14 protein-coding genes are annotated in these 16,962 nt (G+C 29.1%); 1 reads left to right on the forward strand and 13 read right to left on the reverse strand.

Going from position 1 to position 16,962, the window contains the following annotated elements:
- Positions 1 to 109 precede the first annotated feature (109 nt).
- The 10 genes from BR82_RS0100080 to BR82_RS0100125 form a co-directional block, all read right to left on the reverse strand.
- Positions 110 to 1,003 (reverse strand): LysR family transcriptional regulator, encoded by an 894-nt coding sequence (locus tag BR82_RS0100080; protein WP_027088459.1) that lies wholly within the window; start codon positions 1,001 to 1,003, stop codon positions 110 to 112.
- Between the two features lie 48 nt (positions 1,004 to 1,051).
- Positions 1,052 to 3,193, reverse strand: coding sequence for an alpha/beta hydrolase-fold protein (locus BR82_RS16230; RefSeq protein WP_051592705.1), 2,142 nt, complete (start codon positions 3,191 to 3,193; stop codon positions 1,052 to 1,054).
- Positions 3,194 to 3,381: 188 nt separating this feature from the next.
- Positions 3,382 to 4,155 (reverse strand): MurR/RpiR family transcriptional regulator, encoded by a 774-nt coding sequence (locus tag BR82_RS0100090; protein WP_027088460.1) that lies wholly within the window; start codon positions 4,153 to 4,155, stop codon positions 3,382 to 3,384.
- Positions 4,156 to 4,327: 172 nt separating this feature from the next.
- Positions 4,328 to 5,086 (reverse strand): MurR/RpiR family transcriptional regulator, encoded by a 759-nt coding sequence (locus tag BR82_RS0100095; RefSeq protein WP_027088461.1) that lies wholly within the window; start codon positions 5,084 to 5,086, stop codon positions 4,328 to 4,330.
- Between the two features lie 286 nt (positions 5,087 to 5,372).
- Positions 5,373 to 6,806, reverse strand: a complete 1,434-nt coding sequence (locus BR82_RS0100100; RefSeq protein ID WP_027088462.1) for a 6-phospho-beta-glucosidase — start codon at positions 6,804 to 6,806, stop codon at positions 5,373 to 5,375.
- A gap of 28 nt (positions 6,807 to 6,834) precedes the next feature.
- Complete coding sequence (locus tag BR82_RS0100105) at positions 6,835 to 8,733, reverse strand: beta-glucoside-specific PTS transporter subunit IIABC (RefSeq protein ID WP_027088463.1); 1,899 nt, start codon at positions 8,731 to 8,733, stop codon at positions 6,835 to 6,837.
- 292 nt (positions 8,734 to 9,025) lie between these two features.
- Positions 9,026 to 9,871 (reverse strand): BglG family transcription antiterminator LicT, encoded by an 846-nt coding sequence (gene licT, locus BR82_RS0100110; protein WP_027088464.1) that lies wholly within the window; start codon positions 9,869 to 9,871, stop codon positions 9,026 to 9,028.
- A gap of 326 nt (positions 9,872 to 10,197) precedes the next feature.
- On the reverse strand, positions 10,198 to 10,887 hold the full coding sequence (locus tag BR82_RS0100115; RefSeq protein WP_027088465.1) for a GntR family transcriptional regulator: 690 nt from the start codon (positions 10,885 to 10,887) through the stop codon (positions 10,198 to 10,200).
- Between the two features lie 3 nt (positions 10,888 to 10,890).
- Positions 10,891 to 11,886: an isocitrate/isopropylmalate dehydrogenase family protein gene (locus BR82_RS0100120; RefSeq protein WP_027088466.1), complete on the reverse strand. Its 996-nt coding sequence runs from the start codon at positions 11,884 to 11,886 to the stop codon at positions 10,891 to 10,893.
- Positions 11,886 to 13,811, reverse strand: a complete 1,926-nt coding sequence (locus BR82_RS0100125) for an aconitate hydratase (protein WP_027088467.1) — start codon at positions 13,809 to 13,811, stop codon at positions 11,886 to 11,888. Before BR82_RS0100125 ends, BR82_RS0100120 begins: the two co-directional genes overlap by 1 nt.
- A gap of 180 nt (positions 13,812 to 13,991) precedes the next feature.
- Between BR82_RS0100125 and abc-f the strand changes: the two genes are divergently transcribed.
- The gene (gene abc-f, locus BR82_RS0100130) at positions 13,992 to 15,845 is read left to right on the forward strand and encodes a ribosomal protection-like ABC-F family protein (RefSeq protein WP_027088468.1); all 1,854 of its coding nucleotides are present in this window, start codon (positions 13,992 to 13,994) and stop codon (positions 15,843 to 15,845) included.
- Positions 15,846 to 15,854: 9 nt separating this feature from the next.
- Here the strand turns inward: abc-f and BR82_RS0100135 are convergent, their stop codons facing one another.
- From BR82_RS0100135 to BR82_RS0100145, 3 genes are all read right to left on the reverse strand, one after another.
- Positions 15,855 to 16,076: a hypothetical protein gene (locus tag BR82_RS0100135; protein ID WP_027088469.1), complete on the reverse strand. Its 222-nt coding sequence runs from the start codon at positions 16,074 to 16,076 to the stop codon at positions 15,855 to 15,857.
- Positions 16,077 to 16,143: 67 nt separating this feature from the next.
- Positions 16,144 to 16,350, reverse strand: coding sequence for a hypothetical protein (locus BR82_RS0100140; protein WP_027088470.1), 207 nt, complete (start codon positions 16,348 to 16,350; stop codon positions 16,144 to 16,146).
- Between the two features lie 194 nt (positions 16,351 to 16,544).
- Positions 16,545 to 16,958 (reverse strand): hypothetical protein, encoded by a 414-nt coding sequence (locus BR82_RS0100145; protein ID WP_027088471.1) that lies wholly within the window; start codon positions 16,956 to 16,958, stop codon positions 16,545 to 16,547.
- Positions 16,959 to 16,962: the final 4 nt, after the last annotated feature.

Below are 16,962 nucleotides of genomic sequence, written 5' to 3' on the forward strand. Positions count from 1 at the left end.
TAAATACATAATTTAAATTTTTACTTTTATAAAATTCTTGATGATTTTTAACCTTGTTGATAAATTTATTGTTTATAATTTTTTTAATCTATATTTTTCGTACTTAAAACTAATTTTGATAGACCTTTTTAATATTCTTAATAAATTTTTTTACATCTTTTGAAGGTTCAAGAGAATACATAATTCCAAAAGGAATAGTATAATCCCAATTTACTGGGATAACCTTTAACAAAGGATGGATATTACGCCAATTTCCTATCGCCATAAGCAAATTACCACTGCTTTGACAGTAATTAAATATATCAATATCATAAAATTGAAAGTCAATAACATTTATTCTTGAATGATATTTCAAAATATCGTCTCGTAAACAATCAATATAACTATTCCACCCCTGACGAATTAACATCAAATTTTCTCCATATAAATCTTTAATATCAATTATATCTTTTTGAGCCAAAGGATGATACATTGGTACCGCAACACAAATTGATTCCTTAGTTAGTTCTAAAGCGTTACAATGATTTTCCTTTAAAAAATTATTGTCATAGATATTGGCGACTATATCAATATTCTTTCCCAAATTAGTTAGTATCTCTCTAGCGTTTTCAGCAGTATCTTCATATGAAATAAGTTCAAACTTTATTTCTGGACAATATTGTTGTACAGAATTCCATACTCTTAAAAGAAACTGACATGGTGTCATTATCGAAGTTCCCAATCTTATTGCATGACTGTTTTTTTTCTCGACACTCTTTGCTCTTACAATAGAATCCTTTACATATTGAACCAGATAGGTCACATCATTATAAAATGACTTTCCAGCATCTGTTAAAGTTATTCCTTTATTGTCTCTATAAAATAGTGGAAAACCAATTTCATTTTCAAGTAAATTAATTTGTTTTATTACTGCTGTAGGTGAAATGAATAACTTTTGTGATGCTTTTGAAAAACTACTTGAATCTGCCACAACTAAAAATGTTTCAAGATGTGGATTATACATAAATTTATCACCTCATTTAAAAATCAATTATATTAAATTCTTTATAAACTAATATTTTCTTTTTTTATTTGCAACTAATACCATTGAAGCTAGTGCTAATCCTGCTAATGAATATCCTAAGTTTGCACTATCTCCTGTCTTGATACTTACTGTTGTATCTCCTGCTTTTACTGCACTATTTACTCCTTCATCTGCACTTAGTACTTCTGTTTCTACTGGTACTTCACTATTAGCTACTAATCCTTCAATTGCATTATTTAATGCTGTTACTGCTGCCTCTACTTCTGTTTCTGTTGCTTCTGAATCATCTAATACTGCTTGGACACCATTTAATGTTTCTTGCAATACATTCCATGATTCAGCACTGTAACTTGCTGCATTTAAACCTTGGGCTTTATTAATTAGGTCATTTAATAAGTCTTTATTTGGTTTTAATCTTAAGTCTAGGAATGCTTTTACTAATTCTGTATATACTTCATTGACTTCATCCTGCATTGCATTTTCATCAGCTAAAACTGCATTTGCTTTATCCAATACTGGTAACATTGCCTGCCATGATGATTCGATATATTTACTTTCATCTAATCCATTGATTTGATCTACTTGTTTTTGTAATGCTGTTTTATCACCTTGATAGAATTCCAACATCTGCATTACATTTGCTAGTCGAGCAAAGGCACTATCTACATCAGCTTGTGCAGCTTTTTCATTACTATATACTTCTTTAGCATTTGTTAAAGCTTCATTGAATTCAGTTACTACAGCTGGTACAACATTTTCTAAGCTTGCTTTTTCAGCCATTTCAATAGCGATTGATAGCCCTGATTTATCCACTATAGGATTAGCAGGTTTATTTGTATCTTCCCATAAATAATCTTTTATAAAAATAGATAATAAAGTACGCCATGCACCCCAATCATGTCCTCCATTTACTGGATACAAATCGTATTGAACATCAGCTGCTTCTAATCTACTAATAAAATTAGGATAATATTGTTTACCAAATGGATCAAGATTTCCGTATCCTAGCATTAATGTTGGATAATTTTTATTTTCTATATTTTGAACATCAACATTTGCTATTGTGTGTGAAAACATTCCAAAATATCCAAAATCCCCAGCATTTTCTTGATATAAGAAAGTTGCAAGTCGTGATCCGCCTGATAATCCTGCAAAAGCACGATCTCTAGCATCTTTAGATACACTATAATGTGATTCAACATAAGGAATAACATAATTCATGATATTATCTTTTATTCTTTCAAATCCTCTTCCTGGAGCTGAGTTCCCTAAATTAAAATATGTAAGATCTAATGTAATTATTATTGTATCTTCAACTTCACCTTCAGCAATCAAATTGTCCATAATATTTTTTGCAGATCCAATTTCAAACCACTCTACTTCGTTTCCACCACTTCCATGTGATAAATACAAAGTTTTATATATTTTATTTTCATCATATCCTTTAGGTAAATATACACCCATAGGTTGCATCGTTGCATCTATTGCTTCATATGATACATAATTAACTGTCCCTGTATTATCATCATTTCTAGAAAAAACATATTCCTGACCATCTAAACAATCAGTAGCATCACCAACATAGAAAAGACTCCAGCCACTATCATTATCACCATTAGCAAAGGGCTTATTTTCAGGATCTACAATTTGCTGGGCTCTACTAGATCCAGTATAAAATATATTAAATCTGTAATAATATTGTCCATTAGGTAAAGGAATCTCAACTGTCCACACCCCTTTTTCAACTTCATTCATATCAATTGTTACATATCCACCTGGAGCAATTAAATGACCTGTTGTAAACATACCATTCTTAAAGTTTTCTGGAGCCACTGGTGTGATCGTTCCTACACTTCCATTATCTAAATACTCTTTAGCTGCTTCTGTCGTATAAAATGCAAAACCTCCTGTCAATTGTACGCGACTTATATCTTCTTCACTATTAAACGTGAATTTAACTTGATATTGAGCATCTGAATTAGGAAAATCTGTATTTTGTGTAATTGTGATACTTTTTGGTGATTCGATACTTTCTAACTCTTCAATTGCATCATTCATTGTATTTAAAGTAGAATTTGATAATGCATATGCTGGTACTGAAATTATTGAACACACGGTTAACATACTGAGAAATACTGCTGTTATTTTTTTAAATTTATTTTTCTTCATTTTTCCTTCCTCCTTTAATATTAAATTTTTAATGTTTATTTTTCTCCTTTCTTTAATTTAATTATAGCGCTTACATTTATTTATCCTCAATCAATAAAAAAAGATTAATGTTTTAAGAAATGATAAAATCATTTCTTTATCCATTAATCTAATATAAAGATATTTTTTTATGATTTTTATAAATATTTCTATTTATTATATACGTATTTCATAAAATATTCATATTTAATTAAATTAAATATTTCAATAATAATAAGATTTTCAATTTCACTATCATCATCCCCATACAATTTAATAAAGACGTTAAACTTTAAAAAAGTTGAAAATATTTCATTTTGTGATATTATTGCTTTTTTTGAAGAAACATCTTCATATAAATCCAAAAAAGTTTGTTTATTCATAGCTAAAAACCGTCCTGTTACTGTAATAAAAATAAGTAACGAATTTTCATCATAATCTTTTTTATTATCTTTATAGCTTATTTGTTCAAGGTAAATAGCCTTATTAAAAATCCTCATATCTTCTACAAAATTTAACAATAATGATAACGGATAAACAGCTCCCACAAAATATACTGACCTTGATTCATAAATTAAATCAACTATTTTTTTTATTTGTTCCAACAATTCTGTCTTATTAATCTTTTTTTGATATAACAACTCAATTTGATTAAGAATATTCTCAGCATCAAACTGCATATATCTAAACTCAATTTGCTCCAATCTTCCTTTTCTAGTACTCGAAAGTATATTTTTCATTTTCTTAAATGTTTCTATTCCCATTAAATGACAAAATTTATTTATTGTTGGTACTGAAGTATGACAATTTTGCGATAATTCATTAATAGAAATAGTTTCTATTTCATCAAGATGATCTAATATATAAATCGCAATCGAATAATAAATATCTTGATTAAGCGTGTTATAAGTAAAAAGCAATAAAGTTGAAATGACAGTATTCATCCACACTCCCTGGTATATTTATAAATGACTCATCTAATGAGTTCATCATCAGCTAGCTGATGATGAAAAAAGTCATCTGATATACCTTCTCCTTTCTTCAACCTTTTAATCCGCGGTTGATTACGGTTTGGTTTATCTGTAATATGTGTTTGTGGATTTGTATCTTTCCCTTTTATTTTAAATCAGTAACAAGCATCATATCTAAATAAATTATAAAATCTTTATATAAGGTTTCATAGTATGTGTATGGAAGCGCAATAGATATATCAACATTTTCATTAGTATCTTGACCAATAAATGCAATTTTAGCTTTAGAATCATTTAAATTTTGTAAAGCATCCATGGTTATTGTCAAAAGTTCCTTATAGTTTCTCCAATTCATATATGGTTCAACAATAATAATAAGATCATTTTCTTTTAAATCAGAAAATAAAAGATTTTGTTTTTTTATATCCCAACACATATTATCAATAACATCTTTTCCCATCATTAATAAATAAGAAGTCGATAAATGAAAACAAGAGATATATTTATTATGTCCATAAAATAATATTTTTGAACTGTTTTTTATTAGGTCTAAAAAATTATGATATACATCTTCTCGTAATTGATTTTTACACTGTTTAATAAAATCAGCTTTAATATTCTCATAGATAATCAAATCCATATGTTGATAAGATTTTAAAATATTATTTAATTCTAACGCCTCAAGTGATAACTCATCAATAAATACTGTAAAGCCACTAAATCCTGCTCTTTGACAAAATCTAATCACTGTTGATTTAGATAAACCAGTTTCTAAAGAAATTCTTTTCAAACTTACTTTTTTCAAATTCAATAAATTTTTAAGAAAATATTTTGATAAAATAAATTCTATTGAATCTGTCTGTGCTGTATTATTTACCATCTTTAATTTATCTATTATGTACATAGAACCACCTTTTATAATTGTTAAGAGTTTTTTATTATTTTAAACAAGGTTATTATTTAGTCTAATCCGAATCTATTCCCTTTATTAACTTGATATTTATATTTTATCACACAAAAAAATAAAAATACAATATTGATCTCGCATTATACTATAATTAAAATACATAGTAAAAATTACTCAATAAAAAAATTATAACAACCATAAAAGGAATCAAATATTTTCAATACTAGAAAAACTTGATCCCTTATACTAACTGTTATAACTGTTCTCTATCGATATTATTTAACTATAAATTTTCACCATTACTTGCGATTACTTTTTTATACCAATCAAAAGATTTCTTTTTTCTTCTTGAAAAGTCACCACTACCATCATCATACTTTTCTACAAAAATAAATCCATAACGTTTAGCCATTTCTCCTGTAGATGCACTTACTAAGTCAATACATCCCCATGGGGTGTATCCCATCAAATCTACACCATCCAACACCGCTTCATGCATCTGTTCGATATGTTGACGTAAATAATCAATACGATAATCGTCATTAATACTTCCATCTTCTTCAATCTTATCATATGCTCCTAGTCCATTTTCTACTATCATTAAAGGAATATGATAACGATCATAGATTTCATTTAAAGTAAAACGTAAACCTTCAGGATCAATTTGCCAGCCCCAATCACTTGCCTTTAAATATGGATTAGATACTCCACCAATCAAATTTCCCGCTGCCATTTCTTTATCTTCATCTGCCGTTCCACAACCTGACATATAATAAGAAAACGTATAAAAATCAACACAGCCTTCTTTTAAAATCTTTAAATCATCTTTTTCTATTTTAATATGAATATCATTTTGATCAAAATAACGTTTTATATACCCTGGATATTCGCCACGTACCTGTACATCTCCACAAAACCAATTTTTTATGTGATTCATCTCTTGACACACTAATACATCTTTAGGATTACAAGTTAATGGATACATAGTTGCAAAAAGCAGCATACATCCCACTTTATTTTCGGGATTGATTTGATGCGCTAATTTAACTGCCTTTGCACTTGCCACAAATTGATGATGTAATCCTTGAAAACGAAGTTGAGGAATATCGACTGGATGCATGAAATCTTTAGTTCCTTCATTTAAAATTCCTTGAGATAAAAATCCCCCAAAAGGACCTGTAGCACTATTGATTTCATTAAAAGTAAGCCAATATTTTACCTTTCCATTATAATGATTAAAAATCACTTCACAATATTTTATAAAAATATCAATCATTTCTCTAGAAGCCCACCCATTGTATTTTTTCGTTAATGCAAAAGGAACTTCATAATGAGAAATTGTGACCAAAGGCTCAATTCCGTATTTTAAACACTCATTAATGACATTATCATAAAATTCTAACCCTGCTTTATTAGGTGTTTTCTCTTCACCGGTAGGGAAAATTCTTGTCCATGCTATAGAAAAACGAAATACTTTAAATCCCATTTCTGCAAATAACGCAATGTCTTCTTTATACCGATGATAAAAATCAATCGCTTCATGACTTGGATAAAAAGTTCCCTCTTCCAATACCGGTGTAATTCTTTTAGGAGTAGTATGTGTTCCTCCTGTACAAATATCTGAGCAAGATATCCCTTTTCCACCTTCTTGCCAGCCACCTTCAAATTGGTTTGCTGCAGTAGCGCCTCCCCACAAAAAATCTTTTTTAAATGCCATATTTCCTCCTCTATTAAATACAGAAAAACTAAAATAGTACAGTTACTAATTCATCATTAACTTTTGTTTCTCTTTTATCAGTCTTTATTAAATCTAACATATCTTTACTATTAGTAATAATGATTGGTGTTTGGGTTAAATAACCAGCTTTTTCAATCTCCTTAAGATCAACATCAACAAGTAATTGTCCTCTTTTTACTTTATCTCCTTGTTTAATATAAGCATTAAATCCTTTACCGGCCATTTGAACTGTATCTAATCCAATATGAATTAAAATTTCAACACCACTTTCACTAGTTATTCCAATAGCATGTAACGTTGGAAATAAAGTTGTTATCGTCCCATCTACTGGCGCTACTACACGTCCGTTAGTGGGAATGATCCCAATTCCATCACCTAATGCACCTGATGCAAATGCGTCATCTTTTAATTCAGATAAAGAAACGACCTTCCCTGTCATTGGTGATAAAATAGTTTCTTTTGTTGTTTTATTTGATTCTATTTGTCTTTTTTTTTTATTATCTTCTAAACTTGAATTATCATTCCAGAAAAAATAAGTTAATAAAAATCCAATAATCATTGAAACAGCAATAGAAACAAATGAATAATACATAGAAGTTGCGTCACCAGTTGGTGAAATAAAACTTACTGTTCCAAAAATTCCTAACCCACCAATTACATATTGTTGTCCACCAAGGAAAGTAAATACACCTCCGGCAACAGATGCTGCAATACATGCAAATATAAATGGTTTCTTTTCAGGTAGTGCAAATCCATAAATTCCTGGTTCTGTAACACCACAAATTCCAGAAATAATTGCAGGAATAGTTAATGCTTTTTTATCTTTATCTTTCATTTTTATATACATTGCAATAAGTACTGCTGTTAATGCAAAAGTTGTTCCAAATTGTCCAACTAAAATTGTATCATATCCTAAATTCGTAACATTCATAATTGATAATGGAATAATTGCCCAATGTAATCCAAACACTACTAAAATTTGCCACGTAAAACCAACAACTGCTCCAGTCAATACAGGTGATAAATCATAAATTGCTGCAAATCCTTGAGTCAATAAATCCGTAAATAATGAAATTACTGGTCCAATAATTAATAGCCCAATTGGTAAACTAATAATTAATACAAAGAAGGGTACAAAGAAATTTTGTAACATTTCAGGAATAATTTTCTTTGCATATTTTTGAACTAATGATGCAAATGCAACGATAAGTAATACAGGTACAACAGTGCTTGTATAATTTGCTGCTACAAAAGGAATTCCTAAAAATGTTGTAAAATAATCACCAACTAATGGAAGTGAGCCTAATGCCTCACCAGCTGCTGATAAAGTATCAGCTTGAATCGTTGGATAACATAATGTTGCTCCGATCAACATTCCAACAATCACATTAACATTGAATTTCTTAGCTGCTGTATACCCTAAAGCAATCGGCAAGAAATAAAATATTGCATCACCAATTGCATTTAATACCATATAAGTTCCTGTAGAATTAAAATCTGAACCAATTATAAATGATAATAATGCAACCAGACCTTTGATAATACCAGATGCACATAGCGGTCCTAAAATTGGCTGAAAACATCCACTAACTATATCAATTAATTTATTAAATACTCCCTTAGGAGCTTCATTTGAATCACTTTCTGTTTCATTACTGATCCCCAAAATTTCACAAACATCAGCATAGACTTGTGGAACATGATTTCCAATAACAACTTGATATTGCCCAGCGCTATGCATAATTGTCACAATACCTTTTGTACTTTTTAAAACATCATCATTTGCTTTCGCTTCGTCTTTTAATTGAAAACGTAATCTTGTAATACAGTGGGTAACACTTCTAATATTTTCTTGTCCACCCACATTTTTAATAATCTCTTTTGCTAAACTTTCATATTTACCCATAAAAGGTACCTCCATTAATTTCTACTTTTCATTTTTAATAATTAATTGAGGATTTGGCCAACTAAATGTAACCACTCTAATTTATTATTTTATATAATCAAAGACGCAACTATATATAAATTCTCTCTAACTGTCTTTTATTATAGTTCTATAGGTTTAGCCAACTAAATGTAACTACCCATTTTTTTAAGTATCACCTATTACCTCCTTTTATCCTAAATTTTATATAAAAATATCATTTTACTTTTTAAAAAGACATTTTTATTTTCTTAAATAAAATATTTATTAAAAACTAAGTTTTTGTCTTATATACAACTCTTTCAATATGAATAGTCAAATATAATTTTTCTTCATCTGATAATTCATATTCATATTTCCGATATATAAAATTAGATATTTCATTTACACAATAATATGCATTTTTATATTTAGTTTTTACCATATCTAATAATGAGCTGTCATCCATATCTTCAAAAGTTTTTCCACTTATTAACCGTTGTGCAAAAAACTTTAAATGAGTAATAAATCTATAATAATACACTGAATTTTCATCAAATTCTATTTGAAACTTATACTTAACAATATTAGATATCTCTTGCATAACTTTCGTAATTGCATACATATTTTGCATACTATCTTCATCTATTTCAGCATTAACAATATGTAAAGCAATGAACCCTGCTTCATCATCTGGTAATCGAACTTTAAATTTTTTTTCTATCATATCCAAAGCTGTCATTCCAATATCAAACTCATCTGGATAAAATCTCCTTATATCCCACAGCAAAGCATTTTTTATATTAATTCCCTCAAGATATCTATCTATCGAGGTATAAATATGATCTACTAATGAAACATATATCATTTCATTTATTCTTTTCCCTAAACAGGCTTTACTATAAACAACTATTTCTTCTGTAACTTCCAAATACTCTAAAGGTATATCTACTACTAATTCTTGAAGTTTATTTAATGCAACACTATTAGTTAAGGTGAATACTTTTTCAATACTTTTCTTTTCTATCTCGTCACCAATTTTTTTATTAAACGCTATTCCTTTACCCATAATAATTTTTTCAACATTATTTTTATCTTTTACAACGATCACATTATTATTTAGAATTTTATCAATTATCATGCTATCCTCCTTTCTAAAAAGTGTTTATAAAAAGAAATCAGTTAATATAAAATCACGCCCTTAGATATTATATTTTTATATTTCACTTTATTAAAATTATACAAACTGATATCATCTTGAGGAAGAGTTTTTTGGTTTATACGTATAAACCTTTTAGTTAATGCAGATTAGAAACTAAATTGATATGCTGCTTATATTTTACAAATTTATCTAAAATATTGTCTTTTTAAGTATCTAATACATATTATTTAAACAGACCCCCATATCTCAAACTGCAGTTTTTAACATAATAAATATTTGATATCTTTAACAATAAAAAAAGGCCTTTAGCCTTTTTCTTCTGATTTATTTTTTTTCTCATAGTAGTTTCTTACCAGCATTTGTGTTTTTCTAATATGATGCTGTATTTTTTCTTTTGCCAATTCTTTATCACGAGCTAAAATGGCTTCATATATTTCACGATGTTCTTTAGCTGCCGAAACTAAACGATCAGGTTGGCGAATTGAATGTCTAGAAGTTACATGAATATAATAATTTATATCTGTCAATAACTGTTCGAAATATTTTGATTGCGTACAGCGATAAATTGCTTCATGAAAAGCAATATTAATTTCATTAAACTTTTCTTGATCACCTTTTTTAGCATAAAACTCCATCAAATCATAAACTTCTTTGATTTTCTCTAACTCTTCATCATTTATTCTTTCAATTGCTAATTGAATCGCAAGGCCTTCTAAAGCATGTCTGATCTCTAACATATCATCAATATCACGATGTGAAAATCCTAAAACATAAACACCTTTATTAGGTATACTTTTTACTAGACCTTCTAATTCTAACTGCTTTAAAGCTTCACGAATTGGTGTTCTAGAAATATTTAATTCTTTAGATAAAGCAACTTCATTAAGTTTTTGCCCTTGTGTATATTCTTCGTTTAAAATCTTATCACGAAGCAGGGTAAAAATTTTATTTCCTAACGATCCATGCCCTGTGTTTTCTAATAAATTTTTTGCCATAAATTACCCTAACTTTCTTATAATTGCAGCTGTAAATTCTGCAGTAGAAGCACTTCCACCAATATCAGGAGTAACCGTTACCCCTTCTTCTACTACAGCTGCTAATGCATTCCTTAATTTATTAGCAGCTTCTAGTTTTCCTAATGCTTCCAGCATTAAAGCAAATGCTAATAACAACGCACTTGGATTAGCGATGCCTTTTCCAGCAATATCTGGAGCACTGCCATGAACTGCTTCATAAATCCGATATTCATCCCCAATATTTCCACTTGGAGCAAATCCTAGCCCCCCTACTAATCCTGCACATAAATCAGAAACAATATCACCATATAGGTTAGGTGCTACTAAAACATCAAATGTTTCCGGGCGAATCACTAACTGCATACACATATTATCAACGATTACTTCTTGCACTTCAATCTCTGGATAATCTTTAGCCACGTCCCTAAACGCTTCTAAAAATAGTCCATCAGTATATTTCATAATATTTGCTTTATGAATCGCCGTAACCTTTTTACGACCATTATTTTTAGCGTATTCAAAAGCATAACGACAAATTTTTTCACTTGCTTCACGAGTAATTAGTTTGATGCCATTAGCCATATCAGGATTGATCATGTATTCAATTCCTTTATATAGATCTTCTGTATTTTCACGAATCATTACTAAATCAATATTTTCATAGCGTGAATTGATTCCTTTAAAAGATTTAATTGGACGAACATTAGCATAAGTAGCAAACTGTTGTCTCAAAGCAACATTAACACTTCTAAATCCTGTTCCAATTGGTGTTGCAGTTGGTCCTTTTAAAGCCCATTTATATTCTTTGATTGCATCAACTAAACCTGGTTCAAATACTTCTTTTGTATTAACTGCATATTCTGCTCCTGCTTGATATTCGACCCATTCAATATCTAAATTCATTGCCTTAGTAATATCAACAACACTCTTTGATATTTCTTTTCCTATTCCATCACCTGGTATTAAAACAGCTTTCATTAAAATTCACCTCCTAATTCTTTAATTGCATTTAATAATCCACCATAATTGATCATTACTTTTTCTCTTGGTGATAATGTAAGACTAGCTTCGATGGATTCATTAGTAGTTTCATTAATTACTTTTACTTTACCATTATGTTCAACTACCTCTTTAATATTAACGATTTTGTAACTATCTTGATTATTAAAGAAATCTTGATCTTTAGCTTCGATAACTAATGGTAAAATACCATTGTTGATTAAATTAGAACGATGGATTCTTGCAAATGATACCGCAAAAATTGCTTTAATTTTTAAATAATTTGGCACAAGAGCAGCATGTTCACGAGAACTTCCTTGACCATAATTATCACCACCAACAATGAATCCACCACCATTAGCAACTGCTCGATCATAGAATTCAGGATCAACTTTACTAAATGAGAATTTAGCTAAATGAGGAACATTAGAACGATATGGCAATAATTTACTATCTGAAGGCACAATATGATCGGTTGAGATATTATCACCAACTTTTAAGACAACTTTACCACTAATTTCATCAGTAATTTTATCACCACGAGGAACCGGCTTAATATTTGGTCCCATATAAACTTCATTATTTTCATCATATTCATCAATGAAGAAATTACCATTTTTTATAAATGGCGTATTCGGTACCTCATCTAAATACATATCATCCTCAAATTCATCTGACAGATATCCTTTAATTGCACTTAATGCTGCAACCTCTGGTGAAACTAAATAAACACTTGCATCATTAGTTCCTGAACGTCCTTTAAAATTACGATTGATCGTTCTTAAAGATACCCCTTTAGATAATGGCGCCTGCCCCATTCCAATACATGGACCACAGCCACATTCAAGAATTCTTGCCCCAGCATGAACCATATCCGCCAAAGCACCATTTTCAGACAACATTGCTAAAATCGAGCTAGATCCTGGCGCAATTACTAGTGAAACATGATCAGCTACTTTACGTCCTTTTAAAATCTTAGCCGCTTTCATCATATCGGCAAAAGATGAATTTGTACAACTCCCAATAACAACTTGATTTACCTTCATTCCTTCAAGTTCTTTTACTGGTACGACAGCATCAGGACTATGTGGTTTCGCTGTCATTGGTACTAAAGATCCTAAGTCAACAGTCAATTCTTGATCATACGCAGCATCATCGTCAGCCTTCATCTCAACATAGTCTTCAACTCGCCCTTGTTGTGCTAAATATTCTTTAGTTCTTTCATCAGTTGGGAAAATAGAAGTTGTTGCTCCTAATTCAGCTCCCATATTACAAATTGTCGCCCGGTCAGTCAATGATAATGATGCAACCCCATCACCTGTATATTCAATGATCTTATTAACACCACCCTTAACTGTTAATTGTTGTAGAATATATAAAATAATATCTTTAGCTGACACCCATGGCGCTTTTTTTCCTTTTAAATTTATTTTTACCACTGTTGGACATTGTAAATAATATTTTCCCGTTGCCATAGCTACAGCGACATCCAATCCTCCTGCACCAATAGCAATCATTCCCATCGCTCCACATGTTGGTGTATGTGAGTCAGAACCAACTAATGTTTTACCTGGTTTTGAAAAATTTTCTAATTGTAATTGGTGGCAAACACCATTACCTGGTTTTGAAAAAACAATACCATGCTTTTTAGCTACACTACGAATAAATTCATGATCATCCATGTTTTCAAAACCTGTTTGTAACATGTTATGATCAATATATGCAACTGCTTTTTCCACAGCGACATGTTTAATATTCATTGCCTCTAATTGAAGATAAGCCATTGTTCCTGTTGAATCTTGTGTTAAGGTTTGATCGATTTGTATTCCGATCTGCTCACCAGGAATAAGATTTCCATCTTTAAGTTTACTGCATAAAATTTTGTATGCCAAATTCATACCCATTGTGATATACCCCCGTCTTTTCTATATTGCATACAATTATACAAAAAAACAATATTGATTACAACCCCTTAACCAAAATTTTAAAATAAATGTTTTTTTTAAAAAACAATATATTTATGTTAGTAAAAAATTAAATATTATTACTTATAAAAATATGTTAAAATACAAGCGGTGATAAAAATGTTAATTGAATGTTCAAATATAACAAAATCTTTCCAGGGTATTCCTTTATTAAAAGATATAACTTTTAAAATTGATGATCACGATAAAATAGCAATTATTGGTGTAAATGGAGCAGGTAAAACAACGATTCTTAAAATTATTTCTGGTGAAGAAGAATATGATGGCGGTAATCTTTTTAGTAACAAAGAATTATCTTTAGGATACTTAAAACAGCAGCATGATTTAAACATGAATAAAACAGTATATGATACAGGTTTAGATGTTTTTGCTCCGTTGCTTGCCATTGAAAACAGACTACGTGAACTTGAAGTATTGATGAGTAACGATCATAGTGAAAAAATACTAAACGAATATGATCGTTTAACTCATGAATTTCAAGAGCATGATGGTTACAGTTATCCTAGTAAATTAACCGGTGTTTTAAAGGGACTAGGATTTAGCGAAGAAGAAATGAATTTTAAGGTATCAATGTTATCAGGTGGACAAAAAACAAGATTAGCGCTTGCTAAAATGTTGCTAAAAGAACCTAAGCTGCTATTACTTGATGAACCTACTAATCATTTAGATAATAGTGCAATCAATTTTTTAGAAGGATATTTAAAAAACTATCCTCATGCAATTATTGTTGTTAGTCATGATCGCTATTTTATTGATAAAGTTTCTAATAAAATTATTGAAATTGAAAATGGTAAATCGAAAACATATAAATGTAAATATAATGAATATTCGATTTTAAAAAAGAAACAACGTGCTGTTGATTTAAAACATTATTTAAATCAACAAAAAGAAATAAAACGAATTCAACAAAGTATTGATACTTTAAAATCATATAATCGTGAAAAACAAGTCAAGCGTGCTGAGTCAAAAGAAAAACAGTTAGCTAAAATGGAACGCATCGAGCGTCCTGAAAACTTACCTGATACAATTACGATAAATTTTAAACCAAAAAGAGAATCGGGATTTGATGTTTTAAAAATTGAAAATTTAGCTGTTAAATTTGATGAAATATTATTTAAAAATATAAATATTGAAATAAAAAAACAGGAGCGAGTTGCTCTTGTTGGTGATAATGGTATTGGTAAAACTACTTTATTTAGAACTATTCTTAATGAATTGAGTCCTTTTCAAGGAAAAATTAAATTTGGCAGTAAAGTGGATTTAGCTTATTATGCTCAAGAGCATCAAACTTTATCAATGAATAAAACTATTTTTAATGAAGTCAGTGATAATTATCCTAAAATGACAAATACGGAAATTCGCAATAGTTTAGCATTATTTAACTTTAAAGGTGAAGATGTTTTTAAAGAAATTTCTTTGTTATCCGGTGGTGAAAAAGGTCGTGTCGTTTTAACTGAAATTCTTTTAAAACAAGCAAATTTCTTAATTTTGGATGAACCTACTAACCATTTAGACATTGCATCAAAAGAAGTTTTAGAAGATGCTTTAAATCAATTTGATGGAACTATCTTTTTTATCAGTCATGATCGTTATTTTATTAATAAAGTTGCTACTAGAGTTATTGAACTAACTAATAATAAAGCGATAAGCTATGAGGGAAACTATGATACATATTTCAGTAGTAAAATTATTGATAAACCAGTAAAAAAGGAAAATACTGATTATCAAAACATGAAACAGCAAAATGCTTTATATCGCAAACAACAAAATAAAATAAAAAAAATAGAAACTAATATTTCTAATTTAGAAAACCAAATCAATATTTTAAACAAGCAGTTACAAAGCGAAGAAGTCTTAAATGACTATCAAAAATACAATCAAATCAATGATGAAATTGCTTTATTAGAAAATCAATTAAATACTTTAATGGAAGAATGGGAAGCCCTACAATAAAAGGGCTTTTTATACTTTCTTGACATTTAAAATACAATAATTCTCATCTACACCCGATCCTTCACAATCTACATAATTAACTTTTACAAGGCAATTTGCCTTCTTATTATTATCATATAAAGAAACCAGATCTCCTTTTTGGATTCCCTCTTCTTTACAAACAATCAAATGACTTATAGAACCATTATCGATCATATTAAAACTTCTACTATCAACTAACAAACTTATCATTAAAATACTCCTTTCTAAATAACTTAGTAAAAACTTATATAAAAAGTCTTATACTATGTAGTCATAATTAGTTGATTAATTTTCTACCATTAATTTTGATTTCAATCGTTTTATCCAGATTATTTTCCAATAATAAAATATCTTCTCTTTTTACTTTTTCATTTCTTTGACACCAAATCTGCCAAAGAGGATATACAATAAATCTTAAAGTTACTGCTATCGCTAAAAGACCTAGAGTAATAGATACCCCTAAGATCAATGGTTTAATTAACATTTTCCAACCTCCAAAATTAACTATCTACCTAATTTATATTCATGAAATATTATTTTATGCAATTAATCAAAGACTACCTATTAAATAAACCATATTTCATATAAATATTTTGTCTAATTAAGACAGATAAATAATTTTTATATTAACTAAAAAGAGTTGATAAATTCATATCAACTCTATTACACATTTTTAATTTATATATTTTCATACAAATAATTTTTCATAAATCTAGTTAATTCTCTATTACTGATTCCTATTTCTTTTAACCAATCGTTAAAATCCTCTAATAATACATCATCATCTTCATTTTTTGATATTACATTATTATTACTTATTTGCACGATCAATTCATTATCTATACACAACGATAAATTGCGATAATAATACAAAACAGCTTCATCGTCTTCAAAAATATATTTAACCATTTTACTGGCACCACCGAGCCACATCGTCACACTAATCTTTTCAGAATCTTCTTGATTGATTTCATACGAATATGGTTTTTGATTCAATAATAAATCTTTAACATAATAATTACGATAATATCTTAAACCACCTATTATTACTAAAACTATTATTACAATTAATAGTACTTTATATTTTTTCATACCT

The sequence above is a fragment of the Thomasclavelia saccharogumia DSM 17460 genome (genome assembly GCF_000686665.1).
Classification (GTDB): domain Bacteria; phylum Bacillota_I; class Bacilli_A; order Erysipelotrichales; family Coprobacillaceae; genus Thomasclavelia; species Thomasclavelia saccharogumia.

Excerpts from the sequence above, each read along its gene's own strand:
- BR82_RS0100080 (WP_027088459.1), bottom strand. The coding sequence starts at position 1,003 with ATGTATAATCCACATCTTGAAACATTTTTAGTTGTGGCAGATTCAAGT.
- BR82_RS0100140 (WP_027088470.1), bottom strand. The coding sequence starts at position 16,350 with ATGTTAATTAAACCATTGATCTTAGGGGTATCTATTACTCTAGGTCTT.
- licT (WP_027088464.1), bottom strand. The coding sequence starts at position 9,871 with ATGATAATTGATAAAATTCTAAATAATAATGTGATCGTTGTAAAAGAT.
- BR82_RS0100105 (WP_027088463.1), bottom strand. The coding sequence starts at position 8,733 with ATGGGTAAATATGAAAGTTTAGCAAAAGAGATTATTAAAAATGTGGGT.
- BR82_RS0100125 (WP_027088467.1), bottom strand. The coding sequence starts at position 13,811 with ATGGGTATGAATTTGGCATACAAAATTTTATGCAGTAAACTTAAAGAT.
- BR82_RS0100095 (WP_027088461.1), bottom strand. The coding sequence starts at position 5,086 with ATGTACATAATAGATAAATTAAAGATGGTAAATAATACAGCACAGACA.
- BR82_RS0100120 (WP_027088466.1), bottom strand. The coding sequence starts at position 11,886 with ATGAAAGCTGTTTTAATACCAGGTGATGGAATAGGAAAAGAAATATCA.
- BR82_RS0100135 (WP_027088469.1), bottom strand. The coding sequence starts at position 16,076 with ATGATAAGTTTGTTAGTTGATAGTAGAAGTTTTAATATGATCGATAAT.
- BR82_RS0100115 (WP_027088465.1), bottom strand. The coding sequence starts at position 10,887 with ATGGCAAAAAATTTATTAGAAAACACAGGGCATGGATCGTTAGGAAAT.
- abc-f (WP_027088468.1), top strand. The coding sequence starts at position 13,992 with ATGTTAATTGAATGTTCAAATATAACAAAATCTTTCCAGGGTATTCCT.
- BR82_RS0100100 (WP_027088462.1), bottom strand. The coding sequence starts at position 6,806 with ATGGCATTTAAAAAAGATTTTTTGTGGGGAGGCGCTACTGCAGCAAAC.
- BR82_RS0100145 (WP_027088471.1), bottom strand. The coding sequence starts at position 16,958 with ATGAAAAAATATAAAGTACTATTAATTGTAATAATAGTTTTAGTAATA.
- BR82_RS16230 (WP_051592705.1), bottom strand. The coding sequence starts at position 3,193 with ATGAAGAAAAATAAATTTAAAAAAATAACAGCAGTATTTCTCAGTATG.
- BR82_RS0100090 (WP_027088460.1), bottom strand. The coding sequence starts at position 4,155 with ATGAATACTGTCATTTCAACTTTATTGCTTTTTACTTATAACACGCTT.